General features: G+C 32.2%; 16 protein-coding genes and 1 pseudogene. 12 read left to right on the top strand and 5 right to left on the bottom strand.

All coding sequences use genetic code 11. The annotated features are described in order from the left end of the window. The first annotated feature begins 182 nt into the window (after nt 1-182). From AB1282_RS24375 to AB1282_RS24350, 6 genes are all read left to right on the top strand, one after another. Complete coding sequence (locus AB1282_RS24375) at nt 183-4235, top strand: S8 family serine peptidase (protein WP_429900863.1); 4053 nt, start codon at nt 183-185, stop codon at nt 4233-4235. A 556-nt stretch (nt 4236-4791) separates the two neighbouring features. Then, on the top strand, nt 4792-6060 hold the full coding sequence (pbp4b, locus tag AB1282_RS24370; RefSeq protein WP_286131722.1) for a penicillin binding protein PBP4B: 1269 nt from the start codon (nt 4792-4794) through the stop codon (nt 6058-6060). A gap of 308 nt (nt 6061-6368) precedes the next feature. Further along, a complete protein-coding gene (locus tag AB1282_RS24365; RefSeq protein ID WP_056473047.1) occupies nt 6369-7031 on the top strand; it encodes a hypothetical protein in 663 nt (220 codons plus the stop codon). 461 nt (nt 7032-7492) lie between these two features. After that, a complete protein-coding gene (locus AB1282_RS24360; protein WP_056473050.1) occupies nt 7493-7855 on the top strand; it encodes a lipoprotein in 363 nt (120 codons plus the stop codon). A gap of 264 nt (nt 7856-8119) precedes the next feature. Next, nucleotides 8120-8761, top strand: a complete 642-nt coding sequence (locus AB1282_RS24355; RefSeq protein WP_056473053.1) for an FMN-binding negative transcriptional regulator — start codon at nt 8120-8122, stop codon at nt 8759-8761. A gap of 544 nt (nt 8762-9305) precedes the next feature. Further along, nucleotides 9306-10286 (top strand): cation diffusion facilitator family transporter, encoded by a 981-nt coding sequence (locus AB1282_RS24350; RefSeq protein WP_056473055.1) that lies wholly within the window; start codon nt 9306-9308, stop codon nt 10284-10286. A gap of 178 nt (nt 10287-10464) precedes the next feature. On the opposite strand, the gene AB1282_RS24345 is transcribed toward AB1282_RS24350, so the two are convergent. Together AB1282_RS24345 and AB1282_RS24340 are read right to left on the bottom strand one after the other, a co-directional pair. Further along, entirely contained in the window at nt 10465-11256 is a 792-nt protein-coding gene (locus AB1282_RS24345; protein ID WP_429900861.1) for a hypothetical protein, read from the bottom strand. A gap of 13 nt (nt 11257-11269) precedes the next feature. Beyond that, nucleotides 11270-11722 (bottom strand): matrixin family metalloprotease, encoded by a 453-nt coding sequence (locus tag AB1282_RS24340; RefSeq protein WP_429900859.1) that lies wholly within the window; start codon nt 11720-11722, stop codon nt 11270-11272. 598 nt (nt 11723-12320) lie between these two features. On the opposite strand from AB1282_RS24340, the pseudogene ftsZ reads away from it, so the two are divergent. The 4 genes and pseudogenes from ftsZ to AB1282_RS24320 all read left to right on the top strand — a co-directional run. Further along, nucleotides 12321-13385: pseudogene (gene ftsZ / locus AB1282_RS24335) on the top strand (cell division protein FtsZ); the annotation flags it as partial. A 540-nt stretch (nt 13386-13925) separates the two neighbouring features. Beyond that, nucleotides 13926-14492 carry a hypothetical protein gene (locus tag AB1282_RS24330; RefSeq protein WP_056473063.1) on the top strand — a complete coding sequence of 189 codons (567 nt, stop codon included), beginning with the start codon at nt 13926-13928 and terminating at the stop codon, nt 14490-14492. Between the two features lie 39 nt (nt 14493-14531). Beyond that, nucleotides 14532-14672, top strand: a complete 141-nt coding sequence (locus AB1282_RS24325) for a hypothetical protein (RefSeq protein WP_286131720.1) — start codon at nt 14532-14534, stop codon at nt 14670-14672. Nucleotides 14673-14964: 292 nt separating this feature from the next. Further along, entirely contained in the window at nt 14965-15369 is a 405-nt protein-coding gene (locus AB1282_RS24320; protein WP_429900857.1) for a hypothetical protein, read from the top strand. 161 nt (nt 15370-15530) lie between these two features. Here the strand turns inward: AB1282_RS24320 and AB1282_RS24315 are convergent, their stop codons facing one another. Then, nucleotides 15531-16766 carry an IS110 family transposase gene (locus AB1282_RS24315; protein WP_429899390.1) on the bottom strand — a complete coding sequence of 412 codons (1236 nt, stop codon included), beginning with the start codon at nt 16764-16766 and terminating at the stop codon, nt 15531-15533. A 446-nt stretch (nt 16767-17212) separates the two neighbouring features. On the opposite strand from AB1282_RS24315, the gene AB1282_RS24310 reads away from it, so the two are divergent. Together AB1282_RS24310 and AB1282_RS24305 are read left to right on the top strand one after the other, a co-directional pair. Then, nucleotides 17213-18028 carry a leucine-rich repeat domain-containing protein gene (locus tag AB1282_RS24310; RefSeq protein WP_429900855.1) on the top strand — a complete coding sequence of 272 codons (816 nt, stop codon included), beginning with the start codon at nt 17213-17215 and terminating at the stop codon, nt 18026-18028. An 800-nt stretch (nt 18029-18828) separates the two neighbouring features. Next, the gene (locus tag AB1282_RS24305) at nt 18829-19287 is read left to right on the top strand and encodes a hypothetical protein (RefSeq protein ID WP_429900853.1); all 459 of its coding nucleotides are present in this window, start codon (nt 18829-18831) and stop codon (nt 19285-19287) included. Between the two features lie 267 nt (nt 19288-19554). Here AB1282_RS24305 and AB1282_RS24300 read toward each other — a convergent pair whose 3' ends face one another. Next, nucleotides 19555-20574, bottom strand: a complete 1020-nt coding sequence (locus AB1282_RS24300; RefSeq protein WP_429900851.1) for an ABC transporter permease — start codon at nt 20572-20574, stop codon at nt 19555-19557. After that, nucleotides 20571-21449, bottom strand: a complete 879-nt coding sequence (locus AB1282_RS24295; RefSeq protein ID WP_429900849.1) for an ABC transporter permease subunit — start codon at nt 21447-21449, stop codon at nt 20571-20573. The genes AB1282_RS24300 and AB1282_RS24295 overlap by 4 nt, the downstream gene beginning before the upstream one ends. Nucleotides 21450-21452: the final 3 nt, after the last annotated feature.

Below are 21452 nucleotides of genomic sequence, written 5' to 3'. Positions count from 1 at the left end.
TTCAGAAAATTAATTCTAGCAAGGAGTTGATAAGGCTGATCATGGCATATAAGAAAAGACTAGAAAAAATTAATCAAACGAGTCCTATATTAATGCAATTAATCAAATCGAACAGCCCTCGAGCACCTACATTGTATAAGTTGAAATAAAATTTGGGGACATAATCTAAGGAGGGATTTAGTGTGAAAAAAGTTTGGAAGTTTTTAAGTTTAACAGCTTTAGCTACATCTTTAATAACAGCACCGACAGTAAATGCAGCTGATTTAGGTTTAGTTAAGAAGACTGGTAGAAATATTCTTCAATCGGAAAGTTCATTAAAGATTGATAGGTTTCTAAACAAATTATCTCCTGAGCAAAGAAAAGCACTCCAAGACTTGACCTCAACAACTAAACAGAAACTAAACATATCATCAGCGAAAGACTTAAACAGTTCAAAAGAAATTTCGGTAATTGTTGAATTCAAGCAACAAACAGCAAATACTGCTATTTTGCTAGAACAGCTTAAAGGAAAGGCCCTAACACATGAAGATGCGAATAAAAAATTAGAAGCTTCACATGATCAATTTAAAAAGGACTTATCAAAACTAAAGGTTAAATACAAAGTTAGAGATACATACAAGGAAGCATTTAATGGTGTTTCAATAACATTACCAGCGAATCAGGTTAAAAGTCTGCTTCAATCTGGCGTTGTAAAGAGTGTTTATGAAAATAAAAAGGTTCAGTTGATTGAACCAATTTCTCCTCTTAAAGAAAAGGAATCAGCTGTTTATAGCGGAAAATCACCTCTTGAAATAATGGGAGTGGACAAACTACATAAAAAAGGAATTACCGGAAAAAATGTCAAGATTGGTGTCCTTGATACAGGAATTGATTATAATCATCCTGATTTGAAACGAGCGTTCAAAGGAGGATATGATTTTGTCGATAATGATAATGATCCAATGGAAACAACAGTTGATGATTGGATAAAAGCTGGCAAACCGGGAGGGACTTCTTCGGGTTATGTTACATATCATGGAACTCATGTTTCAGGTATAATTGCTGGCCAAAATAAAGCTAAATCAGCATATGCAATGGAAGGTGTTGCACCAGACGCGAATCTTTACGTCTATCGTGTTCTTGGCCCGTACAGTACGGGTTCAACTGAAGATATTTTAGCTGGTATAGAGCAATCGGTAAAAGATAAAATGGATGTTATTAATTTATCTTTAGGTGCAAATTATAACGATCCGTATTCTCCTTTAGCAATTGGGATTAATAATGCCGTATTATCAGGTGTTACATGTGTGTTAGCAGCTGGAAATGATGGTGGCGAAATGTACACTCTTGGCACACCAGCCGCATCAGCACTTGGAATAACAGTTGGTTCTAGTAATCCAGAAGTTGCTGATTATAATTATGTTGGAACATTTAAAAGTAATAGTACAGCAGTAGATTCTGAGATTCATTACGCTACAAATGGCTTTTTAGAAGATCCAAGAAAATTAGAAGGAAAAAGTTTTGATATCGTTGATGTCGGTCAAGGACTAGAATCCGATTTTAATAGTAAAAACGTAAATGGAAAAATAGCCCTTGTTTCAACTGGTATTACATCGCTCCAGGATAAGGTTAGATTGGCAAAAAAATATGGGGCTGCTGCTGTATTTATGTATAGTACTTCGAATGGATTCGTTGCGGACCAAGTCCCTGTAGCGATTGAAAATACATATGCATATATTTTGAGTGGTGAGCAAGGAAAAGCATTTAAAGAAATCTTGAAAAATGAAAAAGCAAAGTATACATTTACAACAATTCAAAAAAAGGTGTTTTACACAGAAGATTCACTGTCCTTTTTTAGCTCGCGCGGCCCTGCATTAGTGACATATGATATTAAACCAGAGGTGACGGCACCGGGCATGAGCATTATGTCTACTATTCCACCATATGTATATGGTGACAAGTATGATGGATTATATCAATATGGATATGCTCCTTTATCTGGAACTTCAATGGCTACACCGGAAGTAACTGGAGTAGCAGCACTATTACTTGAGGAAAATCCTAAAGCAACCCCTGCTGACATTAAAACGACATTAATGAATACTGCTGATGACATGAATGGTAATTATAGTGTATTTGAAGTTGGAGCGGGACGAATCAATGCACTTAAGGCAATAAACTCGGAAACATTAATCCAAGTTCAAGATAAAACAACGAATATTTATAACAATGAAGAAGTACAAGTAGATGATTTAACAGGAGCATTAAGCTTCGGTAGTCTATATTCAAATGGAGAAGCAGTACAGGATAAAAGAAACGTCATACTCCAAAATAATAAGAATAAGGAAAAAATATTTGAAATTAAAGTAAGTTATCAAACAGTAAGAGATTCCCTTGATGCGACAGCAAACGGTGTAAAGTTAAGAACGAGTAGGACCTTTGTAACCTTAAAAGGAAAAAGTAAACAAAATATAGAAGCATCAATAGAGCTCCCTGCATCTGCCAAATATGGTATGTATGAAGGCATTATCACATTTACAAATGTTTTAAATCCAGATGAAACATACAAAATGCCATTTGGTGCTCGTAAAGTTAAAGAAGGGATTGAATATTTAAATACGAGCTCAGGGATTTCAACAATTAACAATGGTAATTTAAATTACAACAGTATGGCATCAGCTACTTTAAAATTGAATTCTCATATTCGCTCTATCGACATTTTCATAGCAGATACTAAATCTAAAGATTTCGGATACCTCGGATATTATGATGGTGTAGGGATACCTGAAAATCAGGATATTAAATTAACAAATTTCTTCGATGGAGATTATTATCCTATTGGAATAACAAATGAGCAGGCTGTAGGTATGGAACCTACACAAATAAAACCAGGTACTTATAAAGTAAAATTTGTATTTACAGAAGAAAGTGGAAAACAACTTATTATCGAAAAGCCGATTTCTGTTGATAATTCAAAGCCTGAAATGAATACAAATTTAGCTGATGGCATCATTGAAGTGGATCCAAATAATCCAATCGAAATAAAAGGGAATGTTATGGATCAAGGAATAAAAGAATTAATTGCGACAGGTTCTGAAATGACCCAAGGAAGTAACAAACTTTATTATAAATACAACACGAATTATCCGACGACCCAACCCCTTGATACAGATGGGAATTTTACTTTTGTCAGAAATAATATACCTAGCAGCTTAACTGTATTACCAATTGAAATGTATGCTATGGATTATATTGGCAATAAATCTAATTCATTGCAATACTATTTTGTCAAAAAAGGAGCTCCTTACGTAACAAGTATTGCTAATCATAAAGAAGTTTTTCAAGGTGACACAATCACATTTGATGTAAATGCGATGAATCAAGGGGTATTTAAAAATGCAGAATTAGAGTTCAAGTATGACCCGAATGTTCTATCCTTCAACAATATCGCTTTGGTTGATAATATGAAAAATCGCTTTGATGCCAATGTAACAAATGAAAATGGTACAATCAAAGTTAACTTACAAGCAAAAGACACATCTTGGAGTCCCGAAAATGTAATATCAATGCTGAAGCTGACAGCTACAGTGAAAAATGATAAGTATTTTAACGATTATACAAAAGTAACTTTATCAAAAGCTAATTTTACAAGCTTATCAGATGTCAAAACGTCTAGTGGACGTGTTGATCCATCAGTTAAAATTAATGCTATGAGTTCTCAAATAGTAGGTACAATGAATGGAGAAGCAGTCTATAAAGTAGCGGCTACTGGCCCTGTAAAGCTGTTTGATTACTCTAAAATGGGTGCTACCGTAAAGGTTATTGATCAAAATGGTATGGAGTATGTAGGAAAAGTATTAGATACTCCTAATTTTCAAGTGGATTCATTACCATCTGGTGACTCATTCATGTTAGTACTAGATATACCTGGACATTTTACAGTACAAAAGTCATTCTATATAGGTCTAGATGGCAAGATTGGTGAAAAGAAATTTATCGATAAAAAGTTAGCGAGTGCTGGAGACGTAAATAAGGACAATGTTATCGATATTTTAGACGCAATCTATCTACAAGAGCATTGGGGTACAAATGATCGCAAAGGAGATATTAACTTTGATGGTAAGATTGATCTGACTGACATGAATTACATTAAACAAAACTTTCTTAAGGAAAATCTAACAGTGGCTCATCAAAACAAACCGAAATCAACTGACAATGGAAAAACATTACAAGACATTATTGACAGTTTAAATTAATAGTATAAAAGGGAAACTAGTCCTAAGAAGTAGATTATTATTAGGACTAGTTTTTTAATAGTTGGAGGAAGGAAAAAGTACCCTTAATTATTAATTTACCAAAATAGTTAGATCTGATTAAAAAAATCAAAACCAACATAGGCTTAAATATACATAAGTGATCGCTTCAATAGATTTTGAATCATACTATAGAATCGATACTTTGAAGAACCTCGTTCAGTTAGGTAGTACTTTAGAAATCCCCACTTTAGTGATCGATTAATCGGACTTTACAAACTACGAATCTCGAATTTATACTTTGAATAGTTGGAATTTTGTTTCAATTTATAATAGAAAAAAATCGAAATTTATTTTCGGTAATTGAATCGAAATTTCTAACAAATAGAATAGTGTAAGTTTGAATAATCATCTAAATAGGAGGAGAACTTATTTGACTCGAATAACTCGTAGTATTGTAACATCAATGCTAACGCTTGCTTTAGCCATTACATCTGGAACTGTCAGTTATGCTCAAACAAATTCAGAGAAAAGCTCAATCCAGTCAGAGGTGAATGGAATGAAACAAATTAAACATAATGATAATTTTCCTGTTTTGAGCAAAGTAAAACGTCCTGAAGATGTTGGATTTTCATCTGAGAAATTAAAACAAGTAGATGAATTGATCCAACAGGATGTAAACAATGGTTTTCCGGGTGCAGTTCTAATGATTATCAAAGATGGGAAAATCGTAAAAAACACTGCTTATGGATACTCAAAAAAATACGATGGGCTGTCACCACTGAAACATCCTCAGAAAATGAAAACTAATACAATGTTTGATTTGGCATCAAACACTAAAATGTATGCAGTTAACTTCGCTTTGCAACATCTTGTTAGTATAGGAAAAATAGACTTGAATTCAACTGTACAATCATATTTTCCAAATTTTAAAGACAAATCAACTGATATGATTAAAGGGAAAGATACCCTACGCTTAATTGATATTTTACACCACACTGCTGGTTTTCCAGCTGATCCGCAATATCACAATCCTACTGTAGCAGGTTCTTTATATACACAAAACCGTAATGAAACATTTGAGAAAATCGCTGAAACACCGTTAGAATACGTACCTGGAACGAAAAATATTTATAGTGACGTAGATTATATGATTCTCGGTTTTATTATTGAGAAAGTAACTGGACAAAGCCTAGATGACTATGTAGAAAAGACGATTTATAAACCATTAGGTCTAAAACACACAATGTTTAACCCGTTACAAAAAGGATTCAAACCAAAAGATTTCGCAGCAACAGAGCTAATGGGGAATTCACGTGACGGAGTCATCTCCTTCCCAAATATTCGTACATACACAATACAGGGAGAAGTGCACGATGAGAAGGCCTACTACTCTATGGGTGGCGTATCCGGACATGCAGGGCTTTTCTCGACGACAAGCGATTTAGCAGTTCTTTTGCAAGTAATGTTAAACGGAGGTGGATATGGCAAAGTAAACCTATTTGATCAAAAGACTATTGATCAGTTTTCAGCACCTTCCGATTTAAATCCAACATATGGCTTAGGATGGAGAAGAAATGGCTCTCCGAGTATGTCGTCTACATTTGGATTATATGCAAGTCCAAATGCGATTGGACATACCGGTTGGGTAGGCACACTGACCATTATAGATCCAGATAATGATTTAGGGATTGTCTTATTGACCAATAAAAAACATTCACCTGTAATTGATCCACTCACAAATCCGAACAAATTTGCAGGTGATGACTTTGCTACAGGACAATATAAAGCGGTAGCAACTGCTGTGTATGAAGCATTATTAAAATAAAGGTTAGTATTGAATAAAATGCATTACAATTGTTGATTTTTATACTTACCCAGAAAAGAGAAAAATCGTCTATCTTGAATGATTTTTCTCTTTTTTTGTCAAATACTTTTTCAATTTAGGCTTTGCTAAAGTAGATTGTTGATTTTCTTATTCAACTTCTATGAAAATCAGTTTCTTCATAAATAGATAAATGCCATAAGTTGTGGTGTAACGCTTGAACTTCATGAGTGGATAAATGGCAAGTAAGTTACATAAGAGATATGTTAAAATGTTTTAATATGATAGAAAAAGTGAAGGGAATGCAATAAATGAATAAGTTAAATTGGGACAGAAATCAACTTTGGGAAGGTTGTATTTTGGCTTCGATAGCCCATGCAATTATGGTAGCTCATTATCCTGATATTTCTCATGAACAATCTTGGGATGGGTTTAACTATAGTGTTCAAGATAGCTCTGGTACGCGTGGCACTATAACATTTCATCCGAATTTTTTAGTAGGTGCTTTCAGAAATGACCATAGCGAAAGGGCAGTAGATTACAAAAATGCTATCGAATATTTTATAGGTGCTCCTGAAGAGTCCAAAGAAGTAGCATCAGAAGAGGCTCTTCTATATTTATTAGATGAGATTGAAGAAAAGACAGTCCCAGTTATAACAACTGCATTTTGGGGAAATCTTGATGGCGTATACTCGAATGATACTTATGAGGATTTTATTGAAAATGGTTGTTTTCTTATAGAGAGACAAATAGATAATATGGAAAATGCTATAAATGAGTGGAAAGAAGAATATGAAATGTCTGAAATTCAAATAGGCCTATTAAAATCCATTTTCAAACGTAAAATTGAAAATCCGACTAAAGACATCGTATTGAATGAAAAAGAAATAAAAATGATTGGGTCAGAAGATGAAGAAGGTCTAAGTGAAAGTAGAAGATCATTTGAAGAGCTTGGAATTACGTGGAAGTTATAAAATTTATTATTTTACTTATTATAAAATAATGTTATGTAAATAAGGCAGTGCGATATTTGAAGATTACGGGTCACAAAAGTGGCCCGTATTTTATTGAACAAAATGTCAGTTTAGTTAAATAAGAAATTCCGATTTTCATGAGTCTTTTGATTGATTAATACCTTTAGGTTAGATGATAAAATAAAAATGAACTTACAAATATATATGGTATCGATTGATTTGGAGGATATAGAGTATGGATTTAGTAGTATCAATTTGCATGATTATGATAGTTTATTATTTAAGTCAAATTGTAAAAGAATTACGAAAAAGATAAATCATAGTGTTATAAACAGTTGAACTCTGGGAGAGTGTGAAATGGATCAATTAACACTAGGTAGAAAAGAGTAGTCGGGGCTAAAGTATAAATCGGAAACAAGCTTCGCCAGAACATCATAAATCTATTTCTTGGAGGTGCTAGCTTGAAAAAAATCGTTCTAGCTTTTTCGTTTGTTGTCTTCCTTAGTGCATGTAATCATCATGCTGCAGAAGACAAACTGTTCGGAAAGTGGTCTTATCACACAAAAACAACGAAATCGAATGAAGATGTTGATTATCAGATTGAATTTAAAGAAGACAAAAAAACAAAGCACGGAGTTCTTATGAGGTCCACTACGAAAATGGCTGCTTTTAACCAAACATTGGAACGACATTACAAAATCGTCTCATCGACCGACAAACAAGTGAAGCTGAAAATAAAAGGGACATCAAACATTTTAACGGTAAAGGTGACTGACAAAACCATAACACTTTTAAAACAAACATATAACCGAGTTGACGAATAAGTGTAAATAAAAAGGCAGATATAGTTCATTCTGTTAAGTGGATGATGGTTGTAATTAATTCTTAATAAGGGTCCTAAAAGTTGTCTAATTAGACAACTTTTTTAAGTTCAAAAATTAAACATTTATTTAACTGAGCCTCAATTTTAAGAAATTAAGTATTAGAATTTTTAAAAAAATTTATTGCAAATGCAACAAAATTAAGTTAGATTTAATGTATGATATTTTTATTGCATTTGCAACAAAAAACAAGGGGGATTCTGGATTATGTATATACCAAAATATTATAAAGTCACAAATCCTGAAGAAATTTGGGAATTCGTTCAAAAGAACTCTTTTGGCACGATTATCACAACAAAGCAGGGGAAACCAATTGCGACCCATTTACCACTAAGGCTAAGTAAAAAAGGTGAAGATTATTATATTACTGGGCATATTGCATATGGAAATCCTCAATGGAGAACATTTGAGAATAGTGAAGAAGTACTTGTTATGTTTCAAGGACCTCACTCATACATTTCATCTTCTTGGTATGAAGTTGAGGAAGTTCCAACTTGGAATTATCAAGCCGTGCATGTTTATGGAAAAGCAAGCATTTTAGAGAGAGATGAATTAGTAGATGAATTAACAATCATGCTAGAAAAATATGAGAAAAATCGTGAAAACCCAGTATTGTGGGATAAACTTTCTCCACAACTTTTAGAAAGTGAACTAAAAGGCATTGTTGGATTTAAGATTAAGGTGGAAGAAATTCAAGCTTCATATAAATTAAGTCAGAACCGAAGTGAAAAGGATTATAATAATATCATCGATAAATTACAAAAAGAAGAAGATCCACATTCAAAACAAATGGCTGAACTGATGGGAAAGAGATTAGAACATTTATCTTTTAAGGAAAGTAAGAAGTAAATATGGTTTTTAAAAATGAAATTGAACTAATACATTTCATTAACTGCATATAAATTATTTAAAGCTGTCTTTTTAGATAGCTTTTTTTGTTTCAAAAAAGTTTAAGGAAGTGAAAGTAGATGTTGATTTTGTTACTTACGGTACCAATTATATTAATAGGATTAATTAGTATATGGGTCTCAATTTTCAATAAAAATAAGCTTTTCTTAAAAAAGATATTTTATTTCATAATAGGAATAGCATTGATAATAATCGCCATTTATCTATTAAATTTCTATTTGTTTTTTCGTTTTTAGTGGCTCATGCGTTACGTTTAAGAACATTAGTTTATTTGCAACTCATGAAATTATTATAGTCGAACAGAAATATTTTTGTTGAGTAGACAAAAGAATGATTAGAACCTGTGTTAATATTAAATTACATATCTTTCCAAATTAGTAAAAAATCAACTGTTATTACCAAGAAATTAATGTACATTCTAGTGTTAGCTAATAAAAAATATAAAAATACATAATATAAAAATACTAGTGAAGAGGAGTTTAGAATGAAAGAATTTATACAGCTTTTAAAAAAGGGTAATAAATCTGCTTTATTAGCAGCTATAGTGAACGCTGTAATAGCGATAATAAAAGGAATAGGGTTTAGTATGACAGGAAGTGTTGCACTTTTTGCTGAGATGATGCATAGTGCTGCCGATACTGCAAACCAACTTTTTGTATTCAGTGGTTCAGCTTTAAGTAAAAAAGCACCAACAGATCGGTTTCCGAATGGATTTGGTCGACTCGTTAATTTAGTTTTACTTGGAGCAGTATTAATAGTAGGAATTATGGCGTTTGAAACGATTGTCGAAGGAATCCAGCATATTGTTCATCCAACTCACTCTTCAGGTCTGGCTATCACACTTACTATTTTAGGTGTTTCGGTGGTGCTTGAAGCATTTGTACTTTTCAAAGCAATGAAAGAAATTAGTCATGAATTGGGAATAACAACAAGTGGTTTTGGAGTGGTAACCGAGGCAATTTCTAATTTAGGAAAAGCGAAACCTGCTACAAAATTAGTTTTCTTAGAAGATACAGTTGCAACTTTAGGTGGATTATTAGCGATGATTGCTGTAATCGTAGCTTACTTTACACCATTCCATCAAGCAGAGGGGATTGCTTCTGTTATCATCGGTGTTTTGATGTTCCTAGTTGTTGGAAAAGTATTTCTTGATAATGCTGCAGGTGTAATTGGTGAATCAGATGAAGAAATGGAAGACAAGATTGGTGAGATCGTAATGGAAGATCCAGATGTCAAAGATATTCAAGCTCTTACGGTTGTAAAAGAGGGGGAAGATTTACATGTTGAATTAGAAATTGAACTAGACCCTAATTTAACTGTAGCTCAAGCTGATGACATAAAAGACCGATTAGAAGAAAAAATTATGAAAGAAAAAGGTGTAACAGACGTTATTATCGAATTGGACGAAGATGACGGAGTTCAAAATTGGACTGAAGATGATAAAACAGAATTAATCAAAAAATAGTAAAGATTGAAACGACAAATATCATTTTTGTCGTTTCTTTTGTTAATTGGAGATGCTTGTTGAAATCTATTGAAAAATTGTCCATATTTGTAGATCCTTTTGAAGTGAGATTTATATAGAATGAAAAGGACTTGTAATTTCAAAGTCCTTTTCATTCTATAATAACTAGACTCTAAAGTTACCCTTCTAAATCAACACTTAAATCAGAAACATCGTTATTTATTTCTAATTCTATTTCTCTCTCCTTATTAGTTACCTGGTAAGGTTCACCTCTTTTGTATTTTTTGGTTCTTTGATCATAAGTAAATCGACCTTTATACTCTCCTCTAAATGAATAAAACTTGAAACCTGCACCCATCGTGTCTTTATCATCTGTTAAAAAAGCGACAATACTTTGTCCAGCTTTTGAATTTGATATACCTTCAAGTGATATTTCAAGTTTTTCTTGTAATTCTGTATCTGTTAAATCATTAAACTTTTCATCTAGGCCAAAATCTTTTTTTGTGATTTCTCCACCATATTCTAAGATTGTTATTGTTTTTCCTTTCATTTTTTTGTCACCAGATAGAACATTCCTTATTTTAAATGTTAATTTTGTATAAGGTGTACCATGGCTCTCCTCATCCAGATGCACATATGGTTCAGTTGCGATAACAGTACCTTTAACGACTAAATTAGAATCTTTCATTAATGCATCAGTACTATCAAAATCACCAAAAAGTAATGCACTTGAAATTACTTTATTATTATCATTTTTATTAATAGATATGTTATTTGATTGTAGTTTTGTATCCTTACTCGATATTGTAGTATTGTTATTATCAAACTCTTTTTTTATATCATTATTTTTTACTAAACCCTGAATTGGCTCTACTACTTTATTAGACTTCTGATTTTGATAAAAATAGAATATTATCAAGCATATTGAAAATATAACAAAAATCTTAAACAAATTTTTTTTCTTAAACAAATTATTTTCCTCCTTATCGATAAATATAATTTATTCCATTGAATTGATCCTTTAGGGGAATATTCGTAGTTGAAGAGTTACCATTAGCGTGCATTAAATTACCGGAGATATTTGTGTGATCTAAACCGAATGCATGTCCAATTTCATGGGCATGAACGAGTCTTTTTTGCCAATCGCTTAATTTATTATAGGTCAGAGATTGAATATCAATTTTTACCCAGTACCAATCAGTTTTTGAAGCACTTACGTTTTTATTGCCATACATAAAATATGTGTAAGCAGCTACTGTATTATTTACTGATGTTTTTTTATATACATCTATAACAGAAGATGATTTAGTAGTTGTTTCTCTAAAAGAAATTGGTGTTGTAATAGTTCCATAGATCCATTTATTCATAGCATCTTTAAATTTTTGTTTTTCTGAACCTAATGAACTATCTAAAAAATAATATTGTCTGTTGCCCATAATGACCTACACCATAAGTATTATAGGCATACGTCTTTTTGATCGGGATAGAAATACTTGTTAATATAGAAACTATAACAATTAAACTTGTAAATAATTTTTTCATAATTTCTTCTTTATAAATTTATTTTAAAATAGTTGTGGAATTTATTTCCTTTACATGTATATATTACTAAAGTATATTTGTTGCAGTGTGCGAATAAACGAATTATTTGTGAATGTTTTAACAAAGAAATGTGTAGTGTTTGTTTTCTCATAAATCAATAGATTCTTAAAGGATTCAATCAAAAAGAAAAGAATTATATTAATTGTACAAGCTTTTTAATGAAAGTTTGTTACGAAGTTGATAGAGATATTACATTAAGATGTTAAAATACATGTTTTAGTTAAAGGTATATTAAGGAAAAATTATCAAAAAGATAACAGGTAGTTTTCTTGTATAGTAGTGTTAGGGGAATTAGGACAATTCTATGTCTTAAAGTAAATTGTTTAATTCTAATCTACTAAAACGTACATAAAAAGATAAATCTTAGAATGAAAATGAAGGGTTCTTTGAAAACGTGAAATTATGTAATCGGTATGACGAGGAGGAATGATCATGTTTGAATTTGAAAATATAGAACAGTTTGCAAGAATAAAAGTAATTGGTGTTGGTGGCGGAGGAAATAATGCCGTTAACCGAATGATTGAAGATGGAGTAGAGGGCGTTGAATTCATTGCTTTTAATACTGATGCTCAAGCACTAAAACAATCAAAAGCTGAAATTACAATGCAAATTGGAGCGACATTGACGCGTGGTTTAGGAGCAGGTGCAAATCCTGAAATTGGAAAAAGAGCTGTAGAAGAAAGTAAGTCGCAAATTGAGGAAGTACTAAAAGGAGCAGACATGGTTTTCGTTACAGCTGGAATGGGTGGCGGAACAGGTACAGGGGCAGCACCTGAAGTTGCGAAAATTGCTCGAAAGCTTGGTGCTTTAACAATTGGAGTAGTAACTCGTCCTTTCAAATTTGAAGGTAAAAAGCGTGCAACAAATGCTGAAGGTGGAATTAAGGAACTTAGAGAAGCAGTTGATACATTAATTATCATTCCAAACGATCGATTATTGGAGCTAGTTGACAAAAAAACACCGATGCTCGAAGCATTCCGTGAAGCGGATAATGTACTTCGACAAGGGGTTCAAGGGATTTCGGACTTAATCGCAGTACCAGGATTAATCAATCTGGACTTTGCTGATGTGAAAACGGTCATGTCTCATAAAGGGACAGCCCTTATGGGAATCGGTATTGCAAAAGGTAAAGATCGCGCTACAATCGCTGCTCAGAAGGCATTGAACTCTCCGTTACTTGAAACTTCTATTAATGGAGCTCATGGTGTAATTATGAATATTACAGGTGGACGTAACTTAAGTCTGTTTGAAGTACAAGAAGCTGCAGATATCGTTGCTTCTGCATCTCATGAAGAATTAAATATGATTTTCGGTTCGGTAATTGACGAAAGCTTAAAAGATGAAATTATTGTAACGGTTATTGCTACAGGATTTGCGGATAAAGAAGATAAAATGGTAAGAACTCCTTCTAGACCAATAGAAGAAGCACCTAGCTTATACAATAGAGAGCAACGATTCCAACAAGATCAGAGATATCGTGTAGACCAACAGCAAGATTACGGTCGCTATAATGATCAGCAAGACTCTGGTCGATTCACAGAACAGCAAAATTATGGACGCTACAATGAACAAAACGATCATAATCGATATAATGAACAACAAGATTATGGTCGATATAATGAACAACAAGATTACGGCCGATATAATGAACAGCAAGATCATAACCGTTACTCAGAACGACAAGATCATAATCGTTACACAGAACAACAAGATTACAACCGCTATAATGAGCAACAAGAATATGGCCGATACAATGAGAAGGAAGATTCAACTTCATATATTCCGGCTTTCTTACGTAATCGAAAAAACAGAAATAGATAGATTTATAGATGTAGACAAGGACATGAGTGTTGATGCTCATGTCTTTTTATTTTGGCTCTTTTGGTAAATTTTATGGTTTTTATAAAATAAAATAGTAGTAAGGAAATTATTGCTAGTAGCTGAATAATCATTAATGGTTATTCAGCTAATGGCAGTTTAGTTGCATAAGGAATGATATAATTAGTATCAAAATAGATTAGAAGGGTGTTTGAAAGTATGAAGTTTGAATATAAATTACGAGGGGCTGGTTGGGCAAATTTTAATATACAGATTAATTCCCAAAGTTTTAGTTTTAGTCCTGGTTATCTTACAGATGCATTAGGTGGACTTTTAAATGCAATAAAAGTAATTCATCCAGTATTTGATACAGAAGGAGACTATAAAGAGGGTGGCTCGTATTACTTTTGGGATGCAGAACCTGATAAATTAGACTGGAACTTTAAATATATAGATAATAAAAATATACGCATTAATCTTATCTACTTTGAAGATGATGAAGAAGATGGTGTAGTAGTATTAAACCAAGAATGTCCTTATGATGTTTTTCTAAAAGAAGTACTAAGGGAAGTCGAACTTATTTTATTAGAGTTTGGAATCGTTGGATATAAAGAAATGTGGTGTGAAAATGAATTCCCATTAAGTACGTTTTTAGAGTTAAAACATTATTTGGAAAACAAGAAACGTTTTCCAATAGTTACAAATATATTAGGAAATAAAGAAACGAAAAAGAGTGATTTAAAATTTGAAATTGATTTCATTAATAAAATAAACTTACGCAACTAACACATGCTTTTGTTCAATAAAAAGGAAGTGTAAAACTGTATGAAAACTATAAAAGAACTAATTGAGTTTCTAAATGAATTAGAAACAAAGAACATATATTATCGCTTAAATAAAACAAGAGATGAAAGTATTATGGTAGAAGTAGCAGTACCTGGACAACGATGGTACGTTAGAAATTGAAAAGTTTCTAAGTGATGGGAACTTTTATGATGCAAAAGAATTAGAGGTTTTGGTCAAAGAATTTTCGGATTAAACGAATACCTTATTCAACTAACGCATTGCATTAGTTGAACTACTAGAGTTGCTTTGGCAGCTCTATTTTTATTCAACATAATGGCAGATTAGTTGAAGAAGAATAATTTAATTTTTGTAAATAAAATAGGTAAAATTCCTCGATTACAAACACCTATTTATTGGTATAATTTTCCAAAAAGTATAATTTTAAAAATTTGAGTGCAATTCGAGGTGTAAAATGAAAAAAGTATTATCTTTATCAGCTATTTTAGTCGTTATCTTAATCATTATTTTAGTTAGCTTTTTGAGGTCTCCAAAATGGGTAGGGAAAACAAAAGACGGAAATATTAAAGCAGTTTTGTTTGAGACGCAAGAAGGAAGTGCAACAGTTTACGATGGTGAGTTCCATTTGGCGGGTAAAATATGGGATAAAAATGATGCGACTATCCTAAACAGTGCTTATCTCGTCAATGGGAAAACCGAAGCAGGTGGAGGTAGTTCTCAAGGGGTATCTAACGTAAACGATACGGGTTTTGTTATTGCGACAAGCAAACCTGAGAAAAATGAAAAAATAGAAGTCATGGTTGAATACAAGTTCAAAAACAAAACGAAACGTGAAATCATTCCACTACATAAAAAATAAGAAGAGTGTGGAGTTTGTTATGCAACTAAACCAGCTAATAGTTTGTCAATAATTTTCAATAAAAAAAATATGTGACTCATGTTATACTATTTTTGACATGCCAAATAATCTTCCACTTATTCAAAAATTGGAAGATTATGGTAATTGAGCTGATTCAGATTTTAAGCTAGGTCTTGGAAAGTCGTTTTGCTTTTTAACAGGGCATAAATCCAATGTAATAGTTTGTTCACACAAGCAATAACTGTTACTCTAAATGGTTTTCCTTCTTCACGCTTTTTATCATAAAATTGTCGCATTCGCTTATTTCGTGGGATGATTTCGTCTGTTGTCTTACTCTTACGATTATCACGAATTGCACACCGAACAGCCATAAATAACGCATGTCTCAATCGACTAGAACCACGTTTTGTAATTCGGTTTCTACTGGCTGTGAATTTACCAGATTCAAAGACACTTGGGTCAACACCAGTGTAAGCCACAAGTTTTTTAGGATTATCAAACCGATCAATTTCACCAATTTCAGAGATAATCGTTGCCGCGATTTTTTTTCCGATACCTGGAATCGATTGGATGATAGTATATTCTTCAATTTCTTTTACGAGGACATCTATCTCTGCTTTTAAATTGGATAGATGTTCTTTGTATTGAAGAACCATTTTAATATGCATCTCAAGCGAAATAATAAGGCTTCTATAAAGATTTACTTGAAACGGATTTTTTTCAGCCGCAGTCATTAAAAGCTTAGATCTTTCCTTTGCCCATTGTTTAGAACGACTAGTACATAAAGATGCGATTCGTTTAGCTAGCTGTTCTTCACCTGCTTGTAACACAGCTTCAGATGAAGGAAACTCTAGTAGAGTTAAGAGCGAAACATTAGAATACAAGTCGCCAAAAACACCTCGATATTCAGGAAACACTTGATCTAGAATCGCTAAAAAGTGTAGTTTTGTCTGTGAACTAATTCCCGTTAAATGATCGTGCTGTCTCGTTAAATTTCGTAGGTTCAGTAACTGTGCACCACGTTTTTTATGTGGCTCTAACTCTTCTTTGTAATACAGCTCGCAGAGGTGGTACGCATCGATGACATCAGTCTTAACCTTTCTTAAACTCGAACTTTTAGCTCGATAAGAGATTAATGGATTAATAACGATGTAAATATAATTTAAGCTATCTAAGAACTGCATAACTGGAGAATGGTAATGTCCTGTCGATTCCATTATTAATACTGGTTTTGTATTGGCTTTTTCTTCAATACTCTGTAAGAATTGATGTAGCTGCTTAAACCCTTCAACTGTATGTGAAATCTTAAAACTTTTTTTAAAAGGAGTCTTTCTATCTAAAAAAGCTTGTATTTGACTTTCTCCTTTTGCGACATCCAGACCAACTACTGGATTCATAAACTATCTCCTCCTAAAGCTATTAAATTTATCGGTTCCCCTAATACTCCCTTATAGTGTCATAGGTTCGCTTGTTATTCGGGATCTTTGTCCCAACCAGCCCAAAGCATGTTTCTATAAGTAGGGGGTGAACTGTTTAGTTGACGGGGTCTAAGCCCCACTGATGCTTCGTTCTGCCCCGACTACTTTAATCATAAAACCATATAAAAAATGGTCAACCAGAAAATTTAACTGGTTGACCTTATAATACGAACTGATGCTTTAGTTGTACAACGTCGACTGCTTCGGTGGTCTTTTTTATTTGACTAAATGGCAGTATAGTTGCATAAGAAAAGAAGGAAATAATGTTCATTTAAAGTATAATTAATTGTTGTTTATATCTATTGATTTATTGAAAAACTATTCACCAAAAGGTAGTTTTTAATTTTAAAATTAGGAGTATAGAAATGTCATTCATAAAAGATCCTGAATTAATATTTAGTATTAATGAAAGACCTCAATTTATTGATGATTTGAATGGATTAGATGTTACTTTAACAGAGTTAGTGATTCGTGGTAAAACAAAGAATCTTCATAAACTAAAACTTTTTACTGAATTAGAAAAATTATGGATATATACAGTTAATCAAAAGGAATTTGAGGTTATTTTGGAATTAGTTGATCCTAAAATGCTATATATTTATGAACTGAGAGTAGAGGATTTATCATTAATTAGTAATTTAAAAAAAGTTGAGATTCTATCTCTTTCTTGGAATACTAAAGCAAAAAGTTTATGGGATATCACTAAAAACCCATTACTAAAAAGTTTATTTATTGAAGATTTCTCAAAATTAAGTAACTTAAGTTCATTAAATAATAATCTAGATTTGGAGTACTTGAATTTATCCGGTGGTATGTGGAATTCTTTGAAATTAGATAACCTTAATGATCTTAGTAAACTTAATAATCTTAAATACCTTGGTTTATCAAATATTAAAACAAATGATGAATCATTAGAACCGGTTGCATTTCTAAAAAATCTACAAATATTAGAAATTTCAAATCAGTTTCCAACGGAAGAATATGCAAGGCTATCTGTTCTATTACCTAATACTAAATGTGATTATTTTAAGCCCTATATAGTTTTAGAAGATCCCATTGACGATAAAGATATTATGGTTATAGGAAAAAGAAAACCTTTTTTAAATTCAAAAAATGATGCAAAGAGAATTCAAAAATATAAAGATCAATTTGAAGATTTTCAAATTAAATATAGAAAATAAGGTTTTCCTTATTCAACTAACGCATGCTTTAGTTGTACAAAATGATCGGCTGTTTAGTCGATTTTTTTATATAAAATATAAAAATCCCACAAATTACTAAAGCTGTTAGGTTAGTTATAATTTAACTAATACGATTTGTTCTATTAACGGAGGTGTTATTATGCTTTGGTCGATATTGATAGATGTTATCTTGTTGTTATTTACAATTACTTATTTTGTTAAAACTTTTTTAAAATGGATTCAAGAATAAAATGACTTTTAAAGAAATTATTAAATCAAATTACTTTTTGATGTTATTTTATTTACTTATTCTTTATCCTATAATCATCAAGGATTTCATCCGATATTTATTAAAATAAAACAGAAATGATGTTTTTGTTTTACAAGTAATTTCTGTTCCATTAAAGGTATCAGTTCTGATTTTGGGAATCACTGGTTTAACCTATTTAATTTTTTTGCCGTTTTTATTTTCATTTATTAATAGAGAAGAATCACTTTGGTAAAGAAGTGGTATTAAGTTAAGTACTTTTTAGATATGTGATTTAAACTTCCTTATTCAACTACTATGGGAGTACGATATAAACTTCCATTCACTGTTGTGAATCTGAGGATTCATGGATGGCTAACGCATGCATTAGTTGTACAACACCATGGAACACTGAGAAATTTAGCTCCTATTGCACTAAACACTAAATTATTTGAACAAGTAGATAAAAAATAGTGATAAGATATAATTAAAAACTATTAAAATTAAGTTACTCAAAGTACCTGATTGTGTTAATACATTGGAGTGTAGAATTATGAATAGAAATAGATTATTAGTTTTAGGATTGATTGCTAGTCTTTCCCTTACTGGCTGTGGAAAGGAAGAAATTAATAAAGTAAATGCAAAAACCAAACCTAACTCAACTGTCGGTTCAGTTGAAAAAAAAGAAACAAAACAACCGTTGCCAATTCATAAAGAATCATATGAAAATACTCATATTAGGTTTAACGTAGCTGACGGTGTACTTCATGGTAACCAGCCGGTTGAAATCCACCTTGTAAATTTTTCTGATCAAACAGCGGAAGTGGCTATTTTAATGTATAAAGAAGATAAGTTGGTTAACAGCAAGATCGTTTACTCTATTCCTGGAGATGGTACGCAGATTGAGAAGCTCGACACAAAAAAAGGCAAAGGTTCGTATTATTTACAAGTGCATGTGCAACGTGGAATGTATTCAGCTGAATTTCAATATAAAGGTATAATTGTGGAATAAAACTTATCCTCGGGACTTGCATCCAGTTTATTTGGCTTATAAAAGTTAGTTTTCTATTTTTTAGAAATAGATTAAATAATAATTCAAAACTTATACAACTAAACATGCTTTAGTTGAACAAGATCGGCTGAATAGTCGATTTTTTTTGTGAAACTAAATGGCAGTTTAGTTGTATAAGAAAACCTCTTAGAGAACAATTACTAATTTTAGCATAAAGGGATAATTCACAAATTGAAAAGGAACTTCGGGCGAAGTTCCTTTTATTTTTTACTGAAACTCTTTAATGTCCTTATTAATTACCACGGCTTCAGCAAACGCAAAGTCCGATTTCTTTATCGGTTTAATCTCTTTTAATGTTGTTTGCTCAGTTTTTGGAATAACAATTCTTTCTTCAGCACCTTCTAACATCCTTTTCATCACATTACAAGCCAACAATGTCAGAATAAATGCGATACTCGGTCCAAAGACAATCCATTGATCGAGCATTAACTCTTGATACGAAACGCCGATTAACGCAGACCATTCATTCGAATGTGGTACTCTGGTACAGTTTACGGTGTCGTAGCAAAATTTTGTACTACCACCTACGAACACCCGGAATACACCTAAATGAACAAGTAATAGTAAGATACTAATCATTTGTTGAACAATCATGTGTAAGATTCTAGAACGTAGAAATGGCATTACATGCTTCCGAATAACCCGAAATTTCGTTGAACCCATTGCTCTTGATGCTGTAATAAAATCTTCCTTGCTAAAATGACTCACTTCATTGCCCACAACATGAACCAGTGATGGTAACGCTACAACTGTTAGCCAAAAAATGATTGAAACGATAGAGGTAAAGCCTTTTGTAGCATCACTAAATAGATTCACATCAAAGAACAACATGACAAGTAGAATAGCAGGTATAAAACGGAATGCTCGTTCAAAAGTTGTAAAAAAAGTTCTCATCTTTTTCAAATAAATCCCGTAAAAAACTCCTAAACAAACACCTAGACCAACTCGTAATAAACTGACAGCCAAACCAATTAATATTGTGTACCTAGCTCCATCAATTACTGCCCAAAAAAGGTTTTTACCACGTCGATCGACACCAAGAGGAAAATCAAAACTTGGTGGAAATGGTAGAGCCTTTATCATATTTCCGTTTATATCATGCAAAAGTGTTGTTGGAATTATAATTTGAACCTTTAAAACATACTTGGATAGAAAACTGAAGGCAACTAAACCAATTAGAAAAAATAGTGAAACTAGGAAAGGGAATCTCGTCCAGCCTTTTTTCATTCAGATTGCTCCTTTCCAGTGACTTTGATTGCTAATAGATTAAATACCACTTCAATAAAAAAGAATGGTAAAAATAAAGCGACTAAACAGACGAAAAACGCATCTGGTGTATTTAAAACAGAATAAAGCAAATGAAAAAAACCATGAATATTAAATAAATATTCAACGACTAATAGATTTGAAACAAGTAGCCAAAACAAATAGTGCGAATGAGAAAACAGCGTTACAACTACATTTCGTAAGATATGTTTGAAGAGTATCCACCCACTGGAAAGTCCTTTTGCTTTTGCAAATTCGACATATGTTTTTTTACGCTCTTCCTCAATCGCTAAAAATGTCATTTGAAATAACATGATCCCAGGAAGAATAGACACCACAAGTATCGGTAATACATAGACTTTCTCTAGTCCCGCGACAGGATCAACAATGAGAATATTCGTTTTTTTATACAACCAAATGATGAATAATTGAACTGCGAAAATGAACATCACATCAGGAATACTTTGTAAGAGAAATAAGCATTCTTTAACGACTTTTTGCATCTTGAGTGATAAAAGATAGGTTACATATGAACACAAGATACCAAGTGTGAAAGTGCAGATAAAAGAAGCTGATAGAATGATAAATGAATAGACAAAAGGTTCTTTTAGATACCCCCATAATGGCGTTTGTTTTGAAAAGATACCCACTTGAATTGTCATTTCGTTTAAATGAAGAAAGTTGTGACCAAACATTTTAAGTTGTTCTAAAACGGAATGAAATAGTTCATGTTTTGACGCATGTAAACTAGTTGAGAATGCTACAATAATTCCAATCAAAATGATAGTAAATAGTAATTGGTAGAATTTTTTCCATAGATAAAAGCGTATGCTCATTTG

The organism is Gottfriedia sp. S16(2024) (assembly GCF_050473765.1).
GTDB lineage: Bacteria > Bacillota > Bacilli > Bacillales > Bacillaceae_G > Gottfriedia.
The sequence above is the reverse complement of the archived record's forward strand: the minus strand, read 5'-3'. Positions and strand labels throughout refer to the sequence as shown.

Bases quoted from the DNA above. Each gene is read 5' to 3' on its own strand.
- pbp4b (WP_286131722.1), top strand. From the start codon at position 4,792: ATGAAACAAATTAAACATAATGATAATTTTCCTGTTTTGAGCAAAGTA.
- AB1282_RS24325 (WP_286131720.1), top strand. From the start codon at position 14,532: ATGAAAACTATAAAAGAACTAATTGAGTTTCTAAATGAATTAGAAACA.
- AB1282_RS24355 (WP_056473053.1), top strand. From the start codon at position 8,120: ATGTATATACCAAAATATTATAAAGTCACAAATCCTGAAGAAATTTGG.
- AB1282_RS24350 (WP_056473055.1), top strand. From the start codon at position 9,306: ATGAAAGAATTTATACAGCTTTTAAAAAAGGGTAATAAATCTGCTTTA.
- AB1282_RS24340 (WP_429900859.1), bottom strand. From the start codon at position 11,722: ATGGGCAACAGACAATATTATTTTTTAGATAGTTCATTAGGTTCAGAA.
- AB1282_RS24315 (WP_429899390.1), bottom strand. From the start codon at position 16,766: ATGAATCCAGTAGTTGGTCTGGATGTCGCAAAAGGAGAAAGTCAAATA.
- AB1282_RS24310 (WP_429900855.1), top strand. From the start codon at position 17,213: ATGTCATTCATAAAAGATCCTGAATTAATATTTAGTATTAATGAAAGA.
- AB1282_RS24365 (WP_056473047.1), top strand. From the start codon at position 6,369: ATGAATAAGTTAAATTGGGACAGAAATCAACTTTGGGAAGGTTGTATT.
- AB1282_RS24295 (WP_429900849.1), bottom strand. From the start codon at position 21,449: ATGAGCATACGCTTTTATCTATGGAAAAAATTCTACCAATTACTATTT.
- AB1282_RS24305 (WP_429900853.1), top strand. From the start codon at position 18,829: ATGAATAGAAATAGATTATTAGTTTTAGGATTGATTGCTAGTCTTTCC.
- AB1282_RS24330 (WP_056473063.1), top strand. From the start codon at position 13,926: ATGAAGTTTGAATATAAATTACGAGGGGCTGGTTGGGCAAATTTTAAT.
- AB1282_RS24300 (WP_429900851.1), bottom strand. From the start codon at position 20,574: ATGAAAAAAGGCTGGACGAGATTCCCTTTCCTAGTTTCACTATTTTTT.
- AB1282_RS24320 (WP_429900857.1), top strand. From the start codon at position 14,965: ATGAAAAAAGTATTATCTTTATCAGCTATTTTAGTCGTTATCTTAATC.